Origin of the sequence: Bradyrhizobium sp. AZCC 2230 (assembly GCF_036924495.1) — a bacterium.
In the GTDB taxonomy this organism is placed as follows: Bacteria; Pseudomonadota; Alphaproteobacteria; order Rhizobiales; family Xanthobacteraceae; genus Bradyrhizobium; species Bradyrhizobium rifense.
In genome coordinates this window covers 3,866,529-3,888,245 of record NZ_JAZHRS010000001.1, presented here as the reverse complement: position 1 = coordinate 3,888,245, position 21,717 = coordinate 3,866,529, and the positions used below count along the sequence as shown (strand labels likewise).

Below are 21,717 nucleotides of genomic sequence, written 5' to 3'. Positions count from 1 at the left end.
TGGTAATAAGGCATCATGACGTCACCGACCATTCATCGCGTCTCGACGCTTGAACTTGCCGTGCGCCCCGTGATCTGGCCGTTCGCTGAAGAGCGACGCGCCGAGATCGAGGCGCATTTCGCCGAGCAGCAACGCGCGCGGCCGAAAATCTGGAACGGCCGGGTTCTGCTCGGACGCGATGCCGTCTTCACCGATGGTCATCTTGCTGCGACCTATTTCGAGACCGATTTCGCCAGCTTCCTGGCCTGGCGCGATTGGGGCTTTCCCGATCCGGCCGTGTTCAATGGGTTCGGCATGGGTGCGCTGCGCACCTCCGATGGCGCGTTCGTGATGGGCGAGATGGCACATCACACCGCCAATGCGGGACGCATCTACTTCGCGTCAGGCACGCCCGACCTCGACGATGTCAGGGGCGGCGCGCTCGACATTCCCGGCAGCGTCGTCCGCGAGCTCGAGGAGGAGACCGGCCTGCTCCCCGCCGATTATTCCGCGGAGGCGGACTGGCACTGTGTCGTCACCGGCAGCGCACTTGCCATGATCCAGATCCTCAACCTGGATATGCCGGGTGAGGCGGCTCGTGCGCGGATCGAAGCCAATCTGGCTCGCCAGGACGAACCGGAGCTTTCGGCCATCCATCTCGTGCGCGGAATGGATGACCTCACGCCGACCATGCCGCGATTTGTCACGGCCTTCATCGCGCAGCAGTTCGCCTCGCGCTGAGGCGCGAGGCTTGACATCGCGCGCCCCAGCCCATGTGATGGGTGCAAAAGCAAAACAAAAAATTGCAATGCACAATCGTCCAGGGAGGTTTAGATGCGCCCGCGCATGGCTGCCCGCTTGGTCCATGGGTTGTTGATCGCAATCGCTGCGATGGGTTTGACGGTTTCGGCCCAAGCTCAAGACAAGAAAATCAAGATCGGCGTGATTTTCGACCTGACCGGCCCGCTCGCGGGCGGCGGCTCCGAGCTCGAATATCTCGGCACCAAGATCATCCTCGATCATTTCAGCAAGACAGGTGTCGAGGGCTACAAGGTCGAGGCGGTCTACGCCGACGCGCAGAGCAAGCCCGACATCGCGATCAATGAATCCGTCCGCCTGCTCGAGCAGGAGAAGGTCGATATGGTGCTCGGCTTCTTCTCCTCGGCGCAGTGCGTGCCGGTTGCCGCCCGTGTCGAGCAGCTGAAGAAGTTCATGTGGATGACGACCTGCATCTCGTCCGCCGTGTTCGCCGACAAGAACTACAAATATGTCTTCCGCCCGCAGGCGAGCGGCGACCAGTTCGGTGCGATGACGATGGATTTCATCGCGCAGAATGCCCAATCGAGGCTCGGCAAGGAGCCGAAGGATCTCCGCGTCGCCATCATCCACGAGGACGGATCTTATGGTGTCGACGTCTCCAAGGGCAACGAGGCCGGCGCGAAGAAGGCCGGCTTTAACGTCGTGATGAAGGAGGGCTATTCGGCGACCGCGCCGGATCTCTCGGCGCTGGTGACCAAGCTGAAGCGCGCCAAGCCTGACGTGATTTTCCACACCGGCTACAACCCTGACATCACGCTGTTGCTGCGGCAGGCGCGCGAGCAGGGCCTGAAGTTTGCAGCCCTCGTCGGCCACGGCGCCGGCTACGGCGTCTACGAAAAGCTGAAGGAAGGGATGGGCGCCGACGCGAGCTACATCTTCAACACCGATCCGATCTCGATCTGGCTCGCCAACCAGAAGACCATGAACCCGAAGCTTGCGCCCATCATCAAGATGGTCGGCGAGGAGTTCGACAAGATCAAGCCGGGCGTTGCCATCCGCTCCGCCCATGTCGGCATCGGCGCGTCCAACACCTACGTGTTCATGGATGACGTCCTGCCGCGCGCGATCAAGAAGTATGGCGGGGTCGATCCCGAGGCGCTGCGCAAGGCGTCACTTGACACCGACATTCCGGAGGGTGGCACCATGCTCGGCTTCGGCGTCAAGTTCTACGGCGAGGGCACACCGATGGCGGGCCAGAACGAGCGCTCGTTCCCGGTCGTGATCCAGTACATCGACGACAAGTCCTCGGTGGTGTGGCCCAAAAGCCAGGCGCAGCGCGAAGCCGTGCTCCCGCTGCCGAAGGGCACCACCTACAGCAACCAGTAGCAGCGGAGCGGGGCGGTGCTGGAGGTCAGCGGGCTGATGAAGCGGTTTGGCGGCTTCACCGCTGTCAACAACGTGTCGTTCAGGGTAGATCAGGGCGAGATCCTCGGCCTGATCGGCCCCAACGGCTCGGGCAAGAGCACGATCTTCAACATGCTCTCCGGCACGCTGGCGCCGAGCTCCGGATCGATCCTGTTCGATGGCTCGGAGATCGCGGGGCTGGCGCCGCACCGGATCATCAACCGCGGCATCGGCCGCACCTTCCAGATCCCGCGGCCGTTTCGGCGGCTGACCATTTTCGAGAACGTCGCGCTGGCCGGCTTCTATGGCCAGGGCCGCCACAGCCGCGTCAAGGCCGAGGAGGCGGCGGAGCGCTCGCTTGCCATGGTAGGCTTGCCGACCGATCGCCACGCCAGCGTCGACGGCCTGGGCGCGGCCGGATTGAAGAAGCTCGAACTCGCGAAAGCGCTCGCCACCGCGCCGAAACTTCTGCTCGCCGATGAGAGTCTCGGCGGTCTCGACGAGACCGAGATGGGCCAGGCGGCCGACATGCTGCGCAACATCCGCGACGAGCTCGGCATCACCATCATCTGGGTCGAGCACATCATGGGCGTGCTGATGCGCGTCGTCGACCGCGTCATGGTGCTCGATCACGGCGAAAAAATCTCGGAAGGCCTGCCGAGCGCGGTTGCGGGCGATCCGCGCGTCATCGAGGTCTATCTCGGCACCGATGCCGAGACCACGCAGGCCGCGGCCGCCGAAGCGCGCCGCCGTGCGGGAGGCCAATGATGCTGGAGCTTCGCGGTGTCAATGCCGGCTATGGCACGTTCCAGGCGCTGTTCGACGTCAATCTCGACGTAAGGGCCGGTGAGGCCGTGGGCGTGATCGGTCCGAACGGCGCCGGCAAGACCACGCTGATGCGCGTCATCTCCGGCCTGATCCGTCCCTCGCGCGGGTCGATCGCGATGGAAGGCATCGACGTCGTGGCGACGCCGGCGCACAGGATCGTCAGCCTCGGGATTGCGCATGTGCCGGAGAACCGGCGGCTGTTTCCGCAGCTCTCGGTCGACGACAATCTCAAGATGGGCGCCTTCATGAAGGAAGCGCGCGGGAAATACGCCGAGCGGCTGGAGGTCGTGTTCGACCTGTTTCCGCGGCTGAAGGAGCGCCGCCACCAGATGGCCGGCACCATGTCCGGCGGCGAGCAGCAGATGTGCGCGATCGGCCGCGCGCTGATGTCGAACCCAAAACTTCTGCTGCTCGACGAGCCGTCGGCGGGGCTGGCGCCGGTCGTGGTGCAGCAGGTGTTCGAGCTGGTGAAGCGGATCCGCGGCCGCGGGCTGACGGTGCTGATCGTCGAGCAGAACGTGCAGCAGGTGCTGCGCGTGGTCGACCGGGCCTATCTGATCGAGGCCGGCACGATCCGCGCTTCAGGCACCTCGGCGGAGATGCTGGCGAGCGACACGGTCAAGGAAGCGTATCTCGGGGTGTGAGGGGCATATGCAGGGGTTCCTGGACATTTTCGACATCTATCTGCTGGAGGCCGTGATCAACGGCATCCTGCTCGGCGGCGTGCTGGCGCTGCTCGCGCTCGGGCTGAACCTGATCTTCGGCGTCATCGACGTCACCTGGATCTGCTACGCCGAGCTCGTGATGATCGGCATGTACGCCATGTACTTCATGGTCCAGTACTACGGCATCAGCTATTTCATCGCCGCACCTCTGACCATCCTGCTGGTCGCGATCCTCGGCGCTCTCCTGCATTATCTCGTGATCGCGCCGCTGCTCACGGCGCCGCCGATCAACCAGCTGCTCGCAACCGGCGGCGTGCTGTTCGTGTTGCAGAGCTTTGCCACTGTTGCCTTCGGCATCGACTTCCGCAATCTCGGCATCCGCCTGCCGGTGCTCGCCTTCGGCGACATGAACTTCAGCTACGCACGCCTGCTGTCGTTTCTGGCGGCGCTGGTCGGCATGGTCGCGGTCTATCTGTTCATGACCCGCACCTTCACCGGCACCGCGATCCGCGCCATCTCGCAGGATCGGCAGATCATGGCGCTGATGGGCGTCGATACGAAGAGGATCTATCTGATCACGTCCGCGATCGGCGGCGGGCTGGCCGGGCTCGCCGCCTGCCTCTTGGTGCTGCAATATGACGTGCATCCCTTCGTCGGCCTCTCCTTCGGGCCGATCACCTTTCTGATCTGCGTGCTCGGGGGCCTCGGCAATTTCATCGGCGGCTTCATCGCGGCCTTCGTGTTTGCCGAGATCATCTCGCTCGGCGGCCTGTTCTCCGATCTCGAATGGGGCTATGTGCTCGCCTTCGCCTTCTTCATCGTCATGATGTTCATCCGGCCCGCGGGCCTGCTCGCGAGGCGCCGATGATGGGGCAGGGCCGGCTCGTGGCTTGGGGGATAGGACTGGCGGCGCTGGTCGCGCTGCCGTTCGTGTATCGCGATCCCTATCACCTGCACATTCTGGTGCTGATCCTGATCTGGTCGTTCGCCTACACGTCGTGGTCGATGATGGGACGGTTCGGCCTGGTCTCGCTCGGGCACGGAGGCTTCATGGGGATCGGCGCCTATGTCACCGCGCTGCTGTGGAATCATCTCGGCCTGTCGCCCTGGATCGGCATTCCCATCGGCATGGTCGCGGCCGGCGCGCTGGCGCTGATCGTCGGTTATCCCTGCTTCCGCTTCCGCATCACCGGGCACTACTTCGTGCTGGTGACGCTCGCGCTCTCCGGCATCGTGCTCCAGGTCATCACGGCCACGCGCGACTATACCGGCGGCTCGCTCGGCTACACGCCGAACCGCGGCTCGGGCAACAAGCTGCTGGCGCTGCAGTTCGACGACAAGATCACCTGGTATCTGGTCGCGCTTGCGGTATGGCTCGGCGGCATCGTCGTCTGGCACCTGATCGATCGCAGCATGAGCCGCTATGCGCTGGAGGCGATCTCGGAGGACGAGGACGCGGCTGCCGCCGCCGGCGTCGACGTCACCGCGGAGAAACTGAAGATCACCTTGATCAGCGCCGTGATGACGGCTCTCGCCGGCGCGATCTATTGCCAGTACCAGATGTTCATCACGCCCGACACGGTCTCCGGCATCGCGGTGTCGCTGCAGATGGTGTTTGCGGCCATCGTCGGCGGCCTGTTCGTTTCGCTCGGTCCGACCGTCGGCGCCGTCATCACCATCCTGCTTGCGGAAACCCTGCGCATCGGCTTCGGCACCAGGGCGGTCGGCTGGGACAACCTGGTCTACGGCGTGCTGCTGGTGCTTTTCATCATATTCCTTCCGAAAGGCATCCTTGGTAGCCTGCTCGACCGATTGAAGCCGCAACGCAAGGTGCCCCGCGCTCATGAGCAAAAAGCCGTCCAAATCGCTCGCCCAGGAGCTTGACCGCTACATCACGCCATTCCGGCACGACGGGTCCGGCAAGTTCCACCTGAAGACCTACAAGACCAGCGAGAAGGGCGATCTGGACAAGGAGACGGCGCAGGAGATTCTCGACGCCAACAAGAAGCGGCTGGTCGCGTTCCAGGAAAAGCTCTACGCCCAGGACCGCTGGTCGGTGCTGATCGTGTTCCAGGCCATGGATGCTGCCGGCAAGGACAGCGCGATCAAGGCGATCTTCGAGGGCATCAATCCGCAGGGCTGCGAGGTGTCTTCCTTCAAGGCACCGAGCAGCAAGGAGCTCGACCACGATTTCCTCTGGCGTCACGTCATCGCGCTGCCGGAGCGCGGTCATATCGGCATCTTCAACCGCTCCCATTACGAGGAATGCCTGGTGACGCGCGTGCACCCGGAGATCCTCGCCAAGGAGAAGCTGCCACCAAGGCTCGTCACCAAGAACATCTGGAAGGAGCGGTTCGAGGACATCTCCGCCTTCGAGCGCTATCTCTCTCGTAACGGCACATTGGTGCTGAAATTCTTCCTCAATCTTTCGAAAGAGGAGCAGCGGCAGCGTTTCCTCGACCGGCTCGAGGAGCCGGCCAAGCAGTGGAAATTCTCGATGGACGACATCAAGGAGCGCGCGCTGTGGCCGCGCTACCAGGCAGTCTACCAGGACATCGTGCGCCACACGGCCACGCCGCACGCGCCGTGGTATGTCGTGCCGGCCGACCACAAATGGTTCGCCCGCGTGGTGATCGGCTCGGTCATCGTCGCGGAGCTCGAGAAACTGGACCTGCGCTTTCCGCGCGCCGACAAGGCCTCGGCAGCGGAATTCGAGAACGTGCGCAAGGCGCTCGAGAAGGAAGGCAAGGGGAAGCGGTAAGGCGCGTCTCCGAACGATCTCCGCTCTCCCGGTTCTCGAAAACAACCCCATGCACAGTAGCCGATGATCGCAAAATCAATGGCTTGTCCGCCGGCGCAAATGATGTTCGGATTCAGCGAATTTTACTTGACCCGTCGGGCAAAACAGGAGCATGATGTCATCATCGCGCCTCTTCACTTCAGCGGACAAATCCTCTGGTCGGTCGACGCGGAACCGCTCCGCAAATGTGATCCTCACACCATTGATCCCGCTTGACAGTTTTATGTCACGGGAGGACGATCCAGATGGTCGCAAACAAGCGACGCGCAACGTCCACATCATGAGCAAGGGGAGGTCTATGACGCCACCTCCGCAAATCCAGCCGCGTTAAGTGCGATGGAGCTCGTTCGGACTATCGCATAGCGGCAGAAACCGCGAACGGCACGCCGGGTTAAGGTTTAGTGGGCTGCATCAGCAAGGCATAGCCCCTACCTGCCCGGCGCTGTGCGTTTTAGGCCGACTGCAACTACGCCTTCTTCTGCACGCCGAAGAGATCATCGAGCCATTGATAATACACCGGCTGCTTCTCGTGCAGCGTGGCGCGGTCGTTGGGGGGACGGTCGACATTGCCCCAGAGGTAGAGGCTTCCCGTCACCGCAAAGAACTCCTGTACGTTCTTCAGCACGTAAGAGTCCGGCGGATAGAGCTCGTTCTGCCTGGCGATGCCGTAGAAGCGCACGAGGTCCGGATTCTCCAGCGCGCCCGGCAGGACGCGGAAATGATAGGCGTGGAGCAGCTCGTGCAGCAGCACCGGCTTCTCCGGCGCAACGACGGCCGCGTCAACCGTGACGCCTTCGACCTTGGACGAGAAATGCCCGCCGCCGTCGCCCTGTCCGGGCTTGACCGAGACCGGCTGACTCTTGAAGAAGGTCATGATCTCTGGCTTCGCGCCGCATTCGACGACGATGTCGATCTGATGCTTCAGCGATGCGACGACCTCCTTGAGGTTTGGCTGGCCCTGCGCGGCGCTGGTGTCGACCGTGATGCCGCGATAAATGAAGGTCGGTCCGCTCTGTGCGATCGCGGATCGCGTGCCGAGCAGGACCGCAGCTCCCGCAAGCACGAGCCGGCGCCGATCGAAATCTGTCATGTGATGCCCCCGAATTCCCACGCGCAATCTCGCATGCTTTGGCGACACTGGCCATGACACGGTTCCATCACATCTGCGTTGGGGGAAATGCCAAGAGATGGTCGCCTGATCGGCAAACTTCCGACACATGATCGGGGCGAATAGCCCCATCCGACATGACGCAGTGCCTCGCGGTCACGATTCCGCCGGCGCATTTCATTTATTTTGGGGAATCCGCGTGTCGCACAAGCTTGCCTCGGCGCTTTTTGTAGCGCTCTTCCTCGCCATCTCGTCTTTCTCCCCGGCCCAGGCAGAGCCGCCTGCGCCGGCCGCCAATGGCACGGCCGCACTGTCGCCTGACGAGGCCAGGCGGGCGCTGGAGACGCTTCAGGACGACAAGAAGCGCGCGCAGATGATCGATACGCTGCGCGCGATCGCGAATGCGTCCGGTCCGCAGCAGCCGGCACCCGCGCCCGAACAGAAGTCACCGATCCCGCTGTCGGCCGACGGCCTCGGCGCGCAGCTTCTGCTCACGGTGTCCGAGCAGATCGGCGAGATCTCGCGCGATGTCGCCGACATGGCGCGGACGCTCACGCATTTTCCGGCGTTCTATTACTGGATCGTGCGGACCGCGAATGATCCCGACGCTTACAATCTCCTGATCGAGATCGCCTGGAAGCTGGCGCTGGTGTTCGGCTGCGCGCTTGCGGTCGAATGGGTGATTTTCCGCCTGATCCGGCGCCCGGTGGCGTTCCTCGAAGGGCGCGTGCCGCAAACCGCGCACCTGCCGGTGCAGGCGCTGCCCATTGCCGATCCGCCGTCATCGGTCGCCGATGTCACGCCATCGCCGGAATTGCACAAGCGCAGGCACAGCCTCGCGCGGGTCTGGCAGCTGTTGCTGCGGCTGCCCTTCGTGCTGGGGCGGCTGTTGCTCGAACTGCTTCCGGTGGTCGTTTTCGTTGGCATCGCGACTGCATTGCTTGGAACGGAGATCGGCGAGCCCGCGACCGTCCGCCTCGTGATCCTTGCCGTCGTCAACGCCTATGCGTTCTCGCGCGGGCTCATTTGCGTCGTCCGTGCGCTGGCCGGTCCGTTCGGCCTGTTTCCGGTGCGCGCAGAGACCGCAGCCTATATCGAGATCTGGGCGCGTCGTATCGTCGGCGTCGGTGTAACCGGCATTGCGTTTGCCAATGTAGCACTGCTGCTCGGCCTGCACCGTGCCGGCTATGCCGCGCTCATTCGCATGGTCATGCTGGTCGTGCATCTCTTCGTCGTCGTCATCATCCTGCAATGCCGCCGCCAGGTCGCCGATGCCATCCGCGCGCCTGCGGACCGGCAGGGGCTAGCGGCGCGCCTGCGCAACCGCATCGCCGGCGGCTGGCATTATCTGGCCATCGCGCTCGATCTGGCGCTGTGGGCGGTCTGGGCGCTGAACATCCGCAACGGCTATTCGCTGCTGCTGCAATATTTCGTCGGCACCATCGCGGTGGTGCTGATCACCCGGGTCGCGATCATGGTGACGCTGAGCCTGATCGACCGCGGCTTCCGGATTCAGCCGGAGATCCTCCATCGCTTTCCGGGGCTGGAGATCCGTGCCAATCGCTATCTGCCGCTGCTGCGCAAGATCGTCTCCGGCGTGATCGCCTTCATCGGCTTCGTGGCCGTGCTCGAGGTCTGGGGCGTCGATGCCATCGTCTGGTTCTATGGTGGCCAGATCGGCAGCCGGCTGCTCGCGGCGGTGGCGACGATCGGCGTCGCTGTCGTCATCGCCGCGGCGATCTGGGAGGCCAGCAATGCGCTGCTGGACCGGCAGATCAATACGCTGTCGCGCGACGGACATTATGCCCGCGCGGCACGCCTGCGCACGTTCCAGCCGATGCTGCGTACCGCGCTGCTGTGCCTGATCGCCACGGTCGTTGGGCTCACGGCGCTGAGCGAGATCGGCGTCAATGTCGCGCCGCTGCTCGCGGGCGCCGGCATCGTCGGCATCGCCATCGGCTTCGGCTCGCAAAAACTGGTGCAGGATATCATCACCGGGCTGTTTTTGCTGCTGGAGAACACGGTCCAGGTCGGCGATACCGTCAGCGTGTCGGGCCTGTCGGGCGTGGTCGAGAATGTCTCGATCCGCACCATTCGCTTACGCGCCGGCGACGGCGCCGTGCACATCGTGCCGTTCAGTGCGGTGACGACCATCACCAATGCCAGCCGTGGCGCCGGCAATGCCTCTGTCAGCGTCAATGTCGCCTACAAGGAAGACACCGACCGCGCCGGCCAGATTCTCAAGGACATCGTCGAGGAGATGCGCCGCGAGACGGAATTCCGCCCGTTGATCCGCGGCGATCTCGAGCTCTGGGGCATCGACAAGGTCGATGGTGCCATGGTGTCGATCGTCGGCCAGATCCGTTGCACCGAGGCCGGCCGCTGGCCGGTCCAGCGCGAGTTCAACCGCCGCATGAAGCAGCGCTTCCAGCAGAACGGCATCGAGGTGGCATCCGCGACCCAGACCATTTTGATGCACGTCGCGCCACCGGCCGATGTCGCCACGAATCTGACGCCGCGGCGGGCGGCTGGATAGCCGCACCGCAAAATTTCCGGCTTGCCTCCGTTCACGCGGCAGCGTTCACTCACCTTCCAGTCCGTTGATGACATGCGGGCGACAAAAAGGGTGGGGCAAGAATGGTGCGGGGGCTGTGGGCTGCATTGCGCGGTCATGTCATCGTCATGTGTGCGTTGATCGGATGTGCTGCGTGGAGCGCACCCGGCCACGCCCAGCCGTTCCCCTCCCGTCCTATCACCCTGGTGGTGCCGTTCGCGGCCGGCGGGCCGACCGATACGCTGGCGCGGATCCTGTCGGAACGGATCGCAGCCGAGCTGCATGCGACCATCGTGGTCGAGAACGTTGCCGGCGCGTCCGGCAGCATCGCCGGCGCCCGCGTCGCACGTGCAACACCTGACGGCACGACCATCACCATCGGCCATTGGGGCACCCATGTGCTCAACGGTGCGATCTTCAAGCTGTCCTATGATGTGGTCGCGGATTTCGAGCCGGTCGCGCAGGTCGCGATGGGCACGCAGCTGATCGTCGGCCGGAAGTCGCTCGAGGCCAACAATCTGAAAGAGATGATCGCGTGGCTGAAGGCCAATCCCGGCAAGGCCACCGCGGGGACCGCCGGCGCCGGCACCGGCGCGCATGTTGCGGGTGTCTTCTTCAAGGAGAAGACCGGCACCGACTTCCAGTTCGTGCCCTATCGCGGTGCGGGGCCCGCGATGATCGACCTCGTCGCCGGACAGATCGACATCATGTTCGACCAGGCCTCGAACTCGCTGCCGCAATACAAGAACGGTGCGATCAAGGCGTTCGCGGTGACGTCGCCGACGCGGCTCGCATCCGCGCCCGACATTCCGACCGTCGACGAGGCGGGCCTGCCGGGCCTGTACATCTCCTACTGGCACGGCATCTGGGCCCCGAAGAACACGCCGAAGGAGATTGTCACAAAGCTCAACACCGCCATTGTCGCAGCGCTTGCCGACGCTTCCGTCAAGCAGCGCTTTGCCGAACTGGGCCAGGAGATTCCGCCGGCGGACCAGCAATCGCCCGCAGCGCTTGCCGCCTTCCAGAAGGCCGAGACCGAGAAATGGTGGCCGGTCGTGAAGGCCGCGGACATCAAAGCGGAGTAGGCACAGGCCGTGGGCTTGCTCCGCCTCTCCCGCGTGCGGGAGAGGCCGACGCGCCCCGGGCGATGCGAAGCATCGTCCCGAGCGTGGCGGGTGAGGGTTTTTTCCTCTGGGGGATTGTCCCGTTGCGGAGAGACCCCCACCCCAACCCTCCCCCGCAAGCGGGAGAGGGAGCACAGTGCCGATGCCGCCGCATCGATGCACATCATCGTCCGGTGACGCGCGGCCGCGCCTCCTCACCATGAGGGGCGATAGTCTTCGATGTTAACCTTTTATCGTTCGCGAAAGTCTCGCTGCGGTGCGAGATCACAATCGCGGCCCAAGGGGCAACGTCCTTGATCTCGACGGAACGCTGGCCGACAATGCTTGCCCTTCAATAAGAAACTCCCTGGGGGAATTCGTGAATAGACCTGCTCGGGTCAGCGCCCATTCGACATCATCCGATTCCGCGCACGGCATGGCCTTGCTGCGCGATCCCCTGCTCAACAGGGGCACGGCCTTCACGGAAGCGGAGCGCGATACGCTCGGCTTGCGCGGCCTGCTGCCGCCCTGCGTGCTGACGATGGAAACGCAGGCCGAGCGCGTGCTCGTCAATCTGCGCACGCTGCCGACGGATCTGGAAAAATTCGTCGCGCTGAATGCGCTGCATGACCGCAACGAGGCGCTGTTCTTCCGTGTCGTCGTCGACAATATCGACGAGATCCAGCCGATCATCTACACGCCGACGGTCGGGCTCGCCTGCCAGAAATACGGCCTGATTTACCAGCGGCCGCGCGGCATGTTCATCTCCTCGCGCGATCGCGGCCAGATCGCGGACATCCTGAAGAACTGGCCCAATCCTGCAAAACTCATCGTCGTGACCGACGGCGAACGCATCTTGGGACTTGGCGATCTCGGGGCTAACGGAATGGGCATTCCCGTTGGAAAACTCTCGCTCTATTCGGCGTGCGCCGGCGTGCATCCCGAGCATTGCCTGCCGATCGTGCTCGACGTCGGCACCAACAATGAAGAGCTGTTGAACGATCCCTATTATCTCGGCCTGCGCGAGCGACGGCTCACGGGCGAGGCCTATGACAGCTTCGTCGACGAGTTCATGACGGCCGCGCGAAAAACCTTTCCCGATGTGCTGATCCAGTTCGAGGATTTCGCCAACCACTCCGCGTTCAAGCTGCTGCACAAATACCGGGACGAAGCCTGCGTCTTCAACGACGACATCCAGGGCACCGCGGCGGTCGCGCTCGCCGGCCTGTTCTCGGCGCTGCGTGTGAGCGGCGGCAAGCTCCGGGATCAGCGCATCCTGTTCCTCGGTGCCGGCGAGGCCGCGACCGGTATCGCCGATCTCGTCGTCTCCGCCATGATGGCCGAGGGCGCAACGGAAACGGAAGCACTCCGGCGCAACTGGCTGGTGGATTCCCGCGGCCTCGTCGTCAGCGGCCGCGATGGTTTGCACGGCCACAAGCTCCGTTATGCCCACAAGGATCAGGCGCCGATCGCCGACTTCCTCACCGCGATCAAGACGCTGAAGCCGACGGCGATCATCGGCGTTGCCGCGGTCGGTGGCGCCTTCACGCCCGAGGTGCTCAAGGCGATGGCCGAGCTCAACGAGCAGCCGATCGTGTTCGCGCTGTCGAACCCGACCTCGAAGGCCGAGTGCTCGGCGGAGGATGCCTATCGCTACACCGCCGGCCGCGCGCTGTTCGCCTGCGGCAGCCCCTATGATCCGGTCAAGCTCAACGGCCGCACCTTCGTGCCGCGCCAGGGCAACAACTCCTACATCTTCCCCGGCGTCGGCCTCGGCGTCATCGCCAGCCGTTCGCGGCTCGTGACTGACGAGATGTTCATGGCGGCCGCCCACACGCTCGCCAATTGCGTCGGCAAGGAGGATCTGGATCAGGGCAGCCTCTATCCCGCGCTGCCCCGCATCCGCGAGGTCTCGGCCCGCATTGCGGTGGCCGTCGCCGATGTCGCCTATCAGCGCGGGCTCGCGGACGGCCCGGCCCCGAACGATGTGAAGGGGCTGGTCCAGTCGCAGATGTACGAGCCGAAGTATTGACGCTGCTAAGCGAAATGGACTTAGGTTGAATCAACCAGCCGCGGGCTCGGTGCACCTCTCCCGCTTGCGGGAGAGGTCGGCGTAACGCGCCGGGGGAGGGTTCTCTCCTCTGGGGGAGTGTCCCATTGCGGAGAAACCCTCTCCCCAACCCTCCCCCGCAAGCCCCCGCAAGCGGGGGAGGGAGCACACCTCCCTTGCCGCGGCAATTGAAACCTAATCTCATCAGGCTCTACCAACGATCCCGGTTCCGCCGGAATCGCCGTTGTTTGCCGTCGCCTGATGTGCGACGGTTCGTAGCGTTACAAGAATCTCAAGCCGTTAGGTAAGCCACATGGACGATCGTTTGCCCGACCTGGGCGATCTCGAGCACGAGGTCATGCAATTGGTATGGGCCCATGGGCCGGTCACGGCCGAAATCGTGCGCGAGCGGCTATCGCGACGCCTGAAGGAATCGACGGTGCGGACGGTGCTGCGCCGGCTGGAAGAAAAGGGCTATGCTCGCCACACCGTGGACGGGCGCACCTACGTCTACCACGCGGCCGAAGAGCGGGCCCGCGTTGCGGCCAAGGCGGTGCAGCGCATCGTCGACTGGTTCTGCAACGGCTCGATGGAGGAGGTCCTCGTCGGCATGGTGGACAATGCGATGCTCGACCAGCAGCAATTGCGGGCGCTGGCTGACCAGGTGGCCAAGGCGAAGAAGGCAAGGGGAGTGAAGAAAGAATGATCGCAGCTCTGGCTGAGGCGGCGTTACGCTCCTTCGCGCTGGGAGGCGTCGTCTGGATCGGTCTCATCCTGTTTCGTGTGCGCAATCCGCACATCCACATGACGGCGTGGGTCGTCGTGCTGCTGGCATCGCTCGCGATGCCGTTCGTGATGCATTGGCCGACGCTCACCCTCGACCGAATGCCTTTGTCCGTGCCGGTGCCGGACGACGCCTGGCCGGCCGACTTCGCGATGCCTGAGCGACCGCAGCCGTCCCTGCCGATCGCGCCCGCTGCGGCGATTGCGCCGACGGTCAAGGCAGGCGTCTCGATCAATTGGTGGATGGTCGCCACCACCGTCTATGCCTGCGTCGCCGGCCTGTTGCTGCTGCGGCTGGCAATCGGCCTCTGCCTGACCTGGCGTCTGGCGCGCGCGGCGAGGCCGGTGAAAAGCCGCGAGATGATCGATGCCGATGTGCGCGTCAGCCGCGACGTCGGCGGCCCCGTCACCTTCGGCTCGACCATCCTGGTGCCGCCGCAGTTTTTCCGCTGGGACGCGAAGAAGCGCCTCGCGGTACTCGCGCACGAGGGCGCGCATGTCGCCAATGGCGATTTCTACGTCCTCCTGCTCGCCTCGCTCAACCGCGCGGTGTTCTGGTTCAGCCCGTTCTCCTGGTGGCAGCTCACGCGGCTTGCCGAGCTCGCCGAGATCATCAGCGATGCCCGGGCGATCGAGATGATCGACGACCGGCTGTCCTATGCCGAAATCCTGCTCGACGTCGCTACCTCCGTGAAGCCGCGGCCGATGGAGCTCGCGATGGCGCAGGTGTCGACCGTGCGCGCGCGGGTCGAACGCATCATCGCGGCCGCCGCCATGCCCGTCGCGGTCGGCTGGCGCAAGCGGCTGTGGATCGCGGCCGCAATCGTGCCGGTGGTGATCGTGTCGGCCGGCATGATCGCCTATCGCACGCCGGATCCGGTGCCCGCCGGTACGGATCTCGGCCAGGTGCCGGCCGAGCATTACCACCCGTTCGTCAATTTCTACGCCATGGGCCCCGCCTCGGTGTTCGCCATCTTCCGCGAGGGCGACGAGATCTACGGGCAGCTCACCGGGCAGCGCAGGCTGCGCCTGACCGTCACCAACGACGGCACTGCGTCCTATGCGGCGTCGTTCGGTGAGATCACGTTCCCGATCGATGCGGAGCGTCGCTCGTCCGAGTTGACGCTGCGCATGAATGGCCGCGACGTGCGCGCCGTTCGCGTGGCCGAGATGCCGGCGCCGGCCACCGATCCGGTGTCGCTCGATCAATATGTCGGCTGGTACAAGGTCGCGCCGAACCGCGTGCTCACCGTTCGGCGCGATGGCGATCGTCTGCAAGTGCAGGAGACCGGGCAGGGCCGGGCGCCCGTTCTTGCCGAGGGCACTGACGCCTTCTCCGTCCACGGCGATCATCTCCTGATCTTCCTGCGCGATGACGCGACCAGCGTCTCGCGCGTGCTGGTCCAGACCATCACCTCCGGCGCCCGTCTCGCGCAGCGGATCGATGCGGCGGAGGCCCAGGCGATCGAGACCGACTTCGCGCGCCGCCTGGCGGAAGTGCCCGACAGGTTCAGGGAGCAGGTTCCGGCTGCGGGCAGCAAGGAAGCGATTCTGACTGGAATCGAGGATCTGCGCCGCGGGACGCCGAACTATGATCGCATGAGCGCGCCGCTCGCCGCCAACATCCACCGTCGGGTCGACGAATTGCGCGCGACCTTCGTAGCGCTCGGCGCGGTCGAGACGATCTTCTTCCGCGGCGTTGGGCCCGGCGGCTATGACATCTATGGCGCCAAGTTCGAGAACGGCACGGCGGAATTCCGCGTGCTGCTCGAGCCCGACGGCAAGGCCGGCGACGTCATCTTTCGTGCCGATGGCAATGACGAGCTCGGCGGCATCGTCCCCTGCTCGGAAGAGGCGAACGTGCGCGGCCGCGCCGGCACCTCGCCGATCCGGATCATGGTCTATAACGAGCTGGGCGACGACATTCGGATCTTCAATTTCGACGCCGATGGCAATCGCCGGACGCAGAGCATCGTCCGGTCAAACATGACCTGGGCTTCCACGACCACCGTGAACAATCCATGGGTCATTGCCGACCAGTCGGGGAAGTGCCTGGAGATCCTGGTGCCGGGCCGGCAGACGCGCTTCCATAATGTCGAGGCCTCGAACCTCGGTGCCAGGCCCGGGCGCGCCGCGCGCCGCGCCGTTCCGATCGCCGATGGCGAGGCGATGCTGCGGCGGTACATCGAGGGCGTCGGCAAGGGGCAGCCGGACTACGACCACATGACGACCGAGGTTGCCAACATCACGCGGCAGCAGCTTCCGTTCGACCAGGCCATCCTGGCGCGGCTCGGCACGTTGCGCGCGGTTTCGTTCCACGGCGTCACCGCGCTCGACAGCGACATCTATGTCGCCCAGTTCGCCAACGGCTCGGCGGAATGGCGCATCGGCGTCAGGAACGGAACGATCACCAAGATCGCGTTGGGGCCGAATTTCTAGCGGCGCGGCTTGCGCATGAGTGCTGCGAGCGCTACGGTGTGTAACATTACGTGAGGTAGCCGGCCGCGGGCCCGGGAATGCGGCGCGGCCCTCGCAAGCTGTCCGGGTTCATGATGTGCACGCTGACGCAACGGGAGCTCGACTTTCTCGCCAGCCTGAAAACCGGCTGGCGGCTGCTCTATCGGCGCGAACTGATGCGGCTCATCAGGAGCGACGTCGAAGCCGGCGAAGCGCAGCCGGAGACGCGCGCGATCGGCTGGCGCGTCGTATCAGGCTGATTTTCCGCCGATTTGTCTCGATTCAGGACAGCTAACTGTGGTGGATTCATCACAGCCGGCGCCAAACGATGGTGGCCGCAAGGTCGCTTTCGTTCAGCCAAGGTTCTGCCCTCATTGCCCACCGAAACTTGGGGTTGTTCGGAGGGCGCATCATGTCTTGCATTGCACGTGCCGAAACTGCCCGGATTTCGCTGGCAACCTCGAGCCGGTTGCTGCTCGCCATCATCGGAGCCGCCTCGCTCGCCGCGTGCGCGCAATCACCGGCCGGCCGGCAAAGGGCCGATCTCGCTCCGACCACAAGGCAGACCGCGATCGAGCGTCCGCACAGGGTGGCGGCGCTGCATCCGCATCCGATCTACCGGCCGCATCGGTCCACCGACACAGCGCGCGCCAAGTCGACTGCCTCGCAGGGCGTTGCGAGCTTCTATTCGGATACGGAGACCGCGAGCGGTGAGAAGTTCGACAAGAACGAGTTGACCGCGGCGCATCCGAGCCTGCCGTTCGGCACCAGGCTGCGCGTGACCGACGTCTCCTCCGGCCGCTTCGTGACAGTTCGTGTCAACGATCGCGGGCCCTTCGTGCGCGGACGCGTGGTCGACATCTCGCCCTCCGCGGCCGAGGCGCTCGGCATGGTCGACAAGGGCGTCGCCAATGTCCGGCTCGACGTCGTGCAATAGAGCGCAATTCATCGATCCGAGATGACGCCGCTTAACCGGCTGTTAGCCGCTTCTCACGCACCATGGCTGCCCAAACAAATTGGGGTTATGGGGGAGATGGCGCTTGAACACGATCCAGTATCTCGAAGATCAGGCGGCGCGCGCCGAGCGACTTGCCAAACGGATCACGGATACGCTGACGATCGAAAAGCTCCTGACCTTCGCCGGCGAACGCCGCCGCGAGATCGAAGTCATCGCCGGACGGCGGCGCGGCTGACGCCTGGACGCGCTCAGCTATGGCTTTCGACGAAGTCGCTGAGATAGTCGGGAAGCCGGATGCCATCGATGTCGCAGCGCGCGCGAATTTCGCCGGCGACGTCAATCGAGATGTCCTTCATCCAGTGCTCGAGCGTGTTGAACGAGATCACCTTGATGGGGTCGTTGAAGCAGCCGGCGACGAGCTCGCCGATGGTGGCTTCGAGATCGCTTCGCTCGACGCGAATTTCTTTTCCCTCGTCGAGGCGATCGATCACCACGAACAGGGTCTGGTCTGCGCCATAGGGCACGCTTTGACTGGGCACGGCTTCAAGCATCTCAGGCACTCACGCCTTGGCGTTGGAGTCTTGGCTTTGGATTCCTGGCTTCCGATCCCCGATAACGGGAAAAACCGGAAGAAGGTTCCTGCCTTTTTGAGGAGCCGGCCGTTACGATGCCGTCAGAGATATTCACGTAGCCGCGACAGCTCCGCGATGTGCTCTGGCGAGAGGATGTCCGTGACCAGCGGCGGCTGCGGCGCCGTGTGGATGTCATAGAGATGCCGGGTCGGCGCGGGCTTCTCCATCAAGGCCGAGATGCACTCGTCGAGCGTGCCCTCGCTCACCTGGTAGGATTCGCGGTCCGGCCGGCGCTGGTTTCCGAGTGACGGCCATTTATGCAGCACGGCGTGCGCGGTGAAATCAACCTTTGAATCAACTGATACGCCACCCATCGTCCCCGCCTCACGCAAGAAGAACCCCACCACGCAAACCTTTCGTGCCGGGGCCCATACCCATCGCTGCATCTCAATGCCACACGCCGACAACGCGGTGGCCGGGAAAAAGTTCCCGGCCGATGGCGTCCTAACTTGCGGCCGCTGCGATCTTGTGTCCCGGGCTGTCATGGCCGTGGCTGGTGTCGTCGCCACGGCTGACCTCCGGCGGAAGCCCTGCGAAGCGCCGCAAGGCTTGAGCCATCTGCACCCGGCCCTGGACGCCGGTGATCACCACATCGACCATCGGAAAGGACGAGTGGAAATGGCCGCGGGCTTTCAGCTGTTCGACCGGGACGCCGGCGGCCGCCATCGCGTCCGCATAGGCGATGCCCTCGTCGCGCAACGGATCGAACTCAGAGGTGACGACGAAGGCCGGCGGCAGGCCGGCGACGTTGCCGCGCAGCGGTGAGACACGCGGATCGGTGCGGTCGGCCGGCGAGCAGTACAAGTCCCAGAACCAGTACATCAGCGAGCGCGTCAGGAAGTAGCCCGTTGCATTGTCGTTGTAGGAGGGACGGTCGAAGCTGCAATCGGTGACCGGGCACACCAGCAGCTGGCCCGCGATCTCGGGCCCGCCGCGGTCGCGCGCGAGCTGGCAGGTGACGGCGGCAATGTTGCCGCCGGCGCTCCAGCCCGCGACCAGCACAGGTCCCTGCTTGCCGCCGAGCTCGGCCAGATGCTCCGCGATCCAGCGCGTCGCCGCGTAGCCGTCCTCGGCCGCCGTGGGGAAGCGGTGCTCCGGCGCGTGGCGATAGCCGACGCTGACAAAGGTCATGCCGGTCCGCCGCACCATGTCGCGGCAGAACGGCTCGTCCGACTGCTCGTCGCCGAGCACCCAGCCGCCGCCGTGGAAATAGACCACGACCTGGTGCGGCCCCGGCGTGGCCGGCTTGTAGACGCGATAAGGCAGCGGGCCGTCCGCGCCGGGCAGGGTGCCGTCGACGATATCGCCGATCAGCCGTCCCGCAGGCCGGCCCTTGTTGAACTCGTTGACGAAGGCGCGCGCGCCGATCGCGCCCATCGATTCGATCGGCGGCAGGTTCAGCGACGTCAGCAGGTTCAGCACCAGCCGCACGTCCGGCTGGAGCCGCACCACCTCGCCGTCATTGCATTGTGCGGCGACGTCGGGGCCGGTGAGCTTGAAGCCGAGCATGCCGCGGCTCGTGACCTCGTCGCAGATGCTGCGATAGGGACCGACGCCGCCGGTATAGGGCATCAGGCCCTGCACCTTGCCGGGCACGTTGGCGCCCGTGTACCAGGTGTTGGCGAGCCGGTGCAGCGTCACCATCGAGCAGTCGGCCAGGTGCCGGCCCCAGCCGGCCTGCGCCGTCTCGGTCGGCTCGATCGTGGTGAAGCCGGCATCGCGCAGCGCGGCAAGACGATCGACGACCCAATCGACATGCTGCTCGATCGACACCGCCATGTTCGACAGCACCGACGGGCTGCCGGGTCCGGTGATCATGAAGAAGTTCGGAAAACCCTCGACAGTGAGACCGAGATAGCTCTGCGGTCCCTGTGCCCAGACATCGGTCAGCGACTTGCCGTTGCGACCCATGATCGGATGCACGGCGCGGATCGCGCCGGTCATGGCATCGAAGCCGGTCGCGAACACGATGACATCGACGTCGACATTGCGTTTACCGGTGGTGATGCCGCCTGCGGTGATCGCCTTGATCGGCTCCTGGCGCAGATTGACCAGCGTCACGTTCGGCCGGTTGTAGGTCGCGTAATAATTGGTATCGAGGCAGGGACGTTTGGCGCCGAACGGATGATCGTGCGGCATCAGCGCTGCCGCCGTCTCCGGATCCTTCACGGCCGCCGAAATCTTCTCGCGGATAAGCTCGCCGATCAGCGCATTGCCGTCGAAATCGACGCCCTGATCGGCCCAGAGCTGGGTCAGGATGTGGACGAGGTCGCCGGCGGCCCAGGCACGTTCGAACCGCTCACGACGCTCGGCATCGCTCAACTGCCAGCTCACCACCGTCTGCTGTGGATACGGCACGCCCGCCATCGACTGGCGCGCCTGCTCGCGATAGGCCGCGCGGTCGCTCTGGAACAGGTCCCTGCGATCGGCGGGCGAGGGGCCATTGTGCGCGGGCAGCGCGAAATTCGGCGTGCGCTGGAACACGGTCAGATGCGCGGCCTGCTCGGCGATCAGCGGGATCGACTGGATGGCCGACGATCCCGTGCCGATCACGGCAACGCGTTTTCCGGCGAGATTGACGCCGTCATGCGGCCAGCGTCCGGTGAAATAGATCTCGCCCTTGAAGTCCTTGACGCCGTCGATCTCCGGCGGTTTTGGCGCGGAGAGGCAGCCGGTGGCCATGATGTAATGACGGCAGGAGACCGGCGCGCCGTTGCTGGTGCTGAGTTGCCAGCGCTCGGCTGTCTCGTCCCAATTGGCTTCGGTGACCTTGGTCTTGAAGCGGATGTCGCGGCGCAGATCGTAGCGGTCCGCGACGAAGCCGAGATAGCGCAGGATCTCGGGCTGGGTCGCGTATTTCTCCGACCAGGTCCAGGCCTTGTCGAGTTCCGGATCGAACGTGTAGCTGTAGTCGATGGTCTGGATGTCGCAGCGCGCGCCGGGATAGCGGTTCCAGTACCAGGTGCCGCCGACGTCGCCGGCCTCGTCGAGACCGACGGCCGAAAGGCCGGCCTTGCGCAGACGATGGAGAAGGTAGAGGCCGGAAAATCCGGCGCCGACCACGGCAACATCGACCTGTTGGACCGTTCCACTCGCCGCTTTGGACTCGCGCGCGGCGATCATTGCTTCCGGCATGGCATTCCTCCCGTGTATTTTGTTTTGCCGGCAGGCTAGTCCTGCAGGCCCGGCTTGTCATCAGAGCAAGTGCAATCTTCGGTAGTCGTTTGCGGCGTGATCGTGGCGGCGCGAACCCTGCTTCAATGCACGCATCGCGATGCACAATGGCCGTGATTACCCGGGCTAATCATGTCCGATCCGTCTGTGTATGCTTGCGGCTACAAGCCACGCGCACCGACCGGGCGTCATGACAGAGTTGAGTGAGCGAACCAAAGCCAACATGGATGTCGTCCTGGAGGAGACGTGCCGCCAGTTGCCGCACGGCGGCGATCACGACAGCCGCAGGATCATCGCGGAGCGCCTGATCGAGGCGGCGCAATCGGGTCACTCCACGCTCGGTGAGCTCGGCATCATCGCGCGGCGTGCGCTGTCGGAGATCATTGCCAAGGGCGGGTAGCTGCCCCCTCAGCGCTTGCCTCGGTGCTGGCTGCGGACGTAACCTGACGGGGAACATTTCCGC

Annotated in this window: 20 protein-coding genes; 16 read left to right on the top strand and 4 right to left on the bottom strand. The window is 64.6% G+C overall.

Going from position 1 to position 21,717, the window contains the following annotated elements:
- Window positions 1-15 precede the first annotated feature (15 nt).
- The 7 genes from V1280_RS18640 to V1280_RS18610 all read left to right on the top strand — a co-directional run bounded on the left by V1280_RS18640 (window position 16) and on the right by V1280_RS18610 (window position 6,396).
- Window positions 16-720 carry an NUDIX hydrolase gene (locus V1280_RS18640; protein WP_334526976.1) on the top strand — a complete coding sequence of 235 codons (705 nt, stop codon included), beginning with the start codon at window positions 16-18 and terminating at the stop codon, window positions 718-720.
- 93 nt (window positions 721-813) lie between these two features.
- Window positions 814-2,124: an ABC transporter substrate-binding protein gene (locus V1280_RS18635; protein WP_334526974.1), complete on the top strand. Its 1,311-nt coding sequence runs from the start codon at window positions 814-816 to the stop codon at window positions 2,122-2,124.
- A 15-nt stretch (window positions 2,125-2,139) separates the two neighbouring features.
- Window positions 2,140-2,910, top strand: a complete 771-nt coding sequence (locus V1280_RS18630; RefSeq protein ID WP_334526971.1) for an ABC transporter ATP-binding protein — start codon at window positions 2,140-2,142, stop codon at window positions 2,908-2,910.
- Entirely contained in the window at window positions 2,910-3,614 is a 705-nt protein-coding gene (locus V1280_RS18625; RefSeq protein ID WP_334538352.1) for an ABC transporter ATP-binding protein, read from the top strand. The genes V1280_RS18630 and V1280_RS18625 overlap by 1 nt, the downstream gene beginning before the upstream one ends.
- A gap of 7 nt (window positions 3,615-3,621) precedes the next feature.
- Window positions 3,622-4,503, top strand: a complete 882-nt coding sequence (locus V1280_RS18620; RefSeq protein ID WP_334526968.1) for a branched-chain amino acid ABC transporter permease — start codon at window positions 3,622-3,624, stop codon at window positions 4,501-4,503.
- Window positions 4,500-5,519, top strand: coding sequence for a branched-chain amino acid ABC transporter permease (locus tag V1280_RS18615; protein ID WP_334526966.1), 1,020 nt, complete (start codon window positions 4,500-4,502; stop codon window positions 5,517-5,519). Before V1280_RS18620 ends, V1280_RS18615 begins: the two co-directional genes overlap by 4 nt.
- A complete protein-coding gene (locus V1280_RS18610; RefSeq protein ID WP_334526963.1) occupies window positions 5,479-6,396 on the top strand; it encodes a polyphosphate kinase 2 family protein in 918 nt (305 codons plus the stop codon). The genes V1280_RS18615 and V1280_RS18610 overlap by 41 nt, the downstream gene beginning before the upstream one ends.
- Window positions 6,397-6,901: 505 nt before the next feature.
- Here the strand turns inward: V1280_RS18610 and V1280_RS18605 are convergent.
- Window positions 6,902-7,525: a hypothetical protein gene (locus V1280_RS18605; RefSeq protein WP_334526960.1), complete on the bottom strand. Its 624-nt coding sequence runs from the start codon at window positions 7,523-7,525 to the stop codon at window positions 6,902-6,904.
- 217 nt (window positions 7,526-7,742) lie between these two features.
- Between V1280_RS18605 and V1280_RS18600 the strand changes: the two genes are divergently transcribed.
- The 8 genes from V1280_RS18600 to V1280_RS18565 all read left to right on the top strand — a co-directional run bounded on the left by V1280_RS18600 (window position 7,743) and on the right by V1280_RS18565 (window position 17,683).
- Complete coding sequence (locus tag V1280_RS18600; RefSeq protein ID WP_334526957.1) at window positions 7,743-10,079, top strand: mechanosensitive ion channel family protein; 2,337 nt, start codon at window positions 7,743-7,745, stop codon at window positions 10,077-10,079.
- A gap of 104 nt (window positions 10,080-10,183) precedes the next feature.
- A complete protein-coding gene (locus tag V1280_RS18595) occupies window positions 10,184-11,182 on the top strand; it encodes a tripartite tricarboxylate transporter substrate-binding protein (protein WP_334538351.1) in 999 nt (332 codons plus the stop codon).
- A 397-nt stretch (window positions 11,183-11,579) separates the two neighbouring features.
- Window positions 11,580-13,232 (top strand): NAD-dependent malic enzyme, encoded by a 1,653-nt coding sequence (locus tag V1280_RS18590; RefSeq protein WP_334526954.1) that lies wholly within the window; start codon window positions 11,580-11,582, stop codon window positions 13,230-13,232.
- Between the two features lie 331 nt (window positions 13,233-13,563).
- Complete coding sequence (locus tag V1280_RS18585) at window positions 13,564-13,956, top strand: BlaI/MecI/CopY family transcriptional regulator (protein WP_148753097.1); 393 nt, start codon at window positions 13,564-13,566, stop codon at window positions 13,954-13,956.
- Window positions 13,953-16,472, top strand: coding sequence for a M56 family metallopeptidase (locus V1280_RS18580; protein ID WP_334526950.1), 2,520 nt, complete (start codon window positions 13,953-13,955; stop codon window positions 16,470-16,472). Before V1280_RS18585 ends, V1280_RS18580 begins: the two co-directional genes overlap by 4 nt.
- A 77-nt stretch (window positions 16,473-16,549) precedes the next feature.
- Window positions 16,550-16,750, top strand: a complete 201-nt coding sequence (locus tag V1280_RS18575) for a hypothetical protein (RefSeq protein WP_334526947.1) — start codon at window positions 16,550-16,552, stop codon at window positions 16,748-16,750.
- Window positions 16,751-16,902: 152 nt separating this feature from the next.
- Window positions 16,903-17,427 (top strand): septal ring lytic transglycosylase RlpA family protein, encoded by a 525-nt coding sequence (locus V1280_RS18570; protein ID WP_334526945.1) that lies wholly within the window; start codon window positions 16,903-16,905, stop codon window positions 17,425-17,427.
- 103 nt (window positions 17,428-17,530) lie between these two features.
- Entirely contained in the window at window positions 17,531-17,683 is a 153-nt protein-coding gene (locus V1280_RS18565) for a hypothetical protein (protein WP_187437560.1), read from the top strand.
- Window positions 17,684-17,696: 13 nt separating this feature from the next.
- On the opposite strand, the gene V1280_RS18560 is transcribed toward V1280_RS18565, so the two are convergent.
- The 3 genes from V1280_RS18560 to V1280_RS18550 all read right to left on the bottom strand — a co-directional run bounded on the left by V1280_RS18560 (window position 17,697) and on the right by V1280_RS18550 (window position 21,215).
- The gene (locus V1280_RS18560; RefSeq protein ID WP_334526943.1) at window positions 17,697-17,999 is read right to left on the bottom strand and encodes a hypothetical protein; all 303 of its coding nucleotides are present in this window, start codon (window positions 17,997-17,999) and stop codon (window positions 17,697-17,699) included.
- A 122-nt stretch (window positions 18,000-18,121) separates the two neighbouring features.
- Complete coding sequence (locus V1280_RS18555; RefSeq protein WP_334526940.1) at window positions 18,122-18,394, bottom strand: hypothetical protein; 273 nt, start codon at window positions 18,392-18,394, stop codon at window positions 18,122-18,124.
- Window positions 18,395-18,524: 130 nt separating this feature from the next.
- Window positions 18,525-21,215, bottom strand: a complete 2,691-nt coding sequence (locus V1280_RS18550; protein ID WP_334526937.1) for a flavin-containing monooxygenase — start codon at window positions 21,213-21,215, stop codon at window positions 18,525-18,527.
- Between the two features lie 190 nt (window positions 21,216-21,405).
- Here V1280_RS18550 and V1280_RS18545 point away from each other — a divergent pair, with 190 nt between their 5' ends.
- Window positions 21,406-21,654: a hypothetical protein gene (locus V1280_RS18545; protein WP_334526934.1), complete on the top strand. Its 249-nt coding sequence runs from the start codon at window positions 21,406-21,408 to the stop codon at window positions 21,652-21,654.
- The last annotated feature ends 63 nt before the right edge of the window (window positions 21,655-21,717 follow it).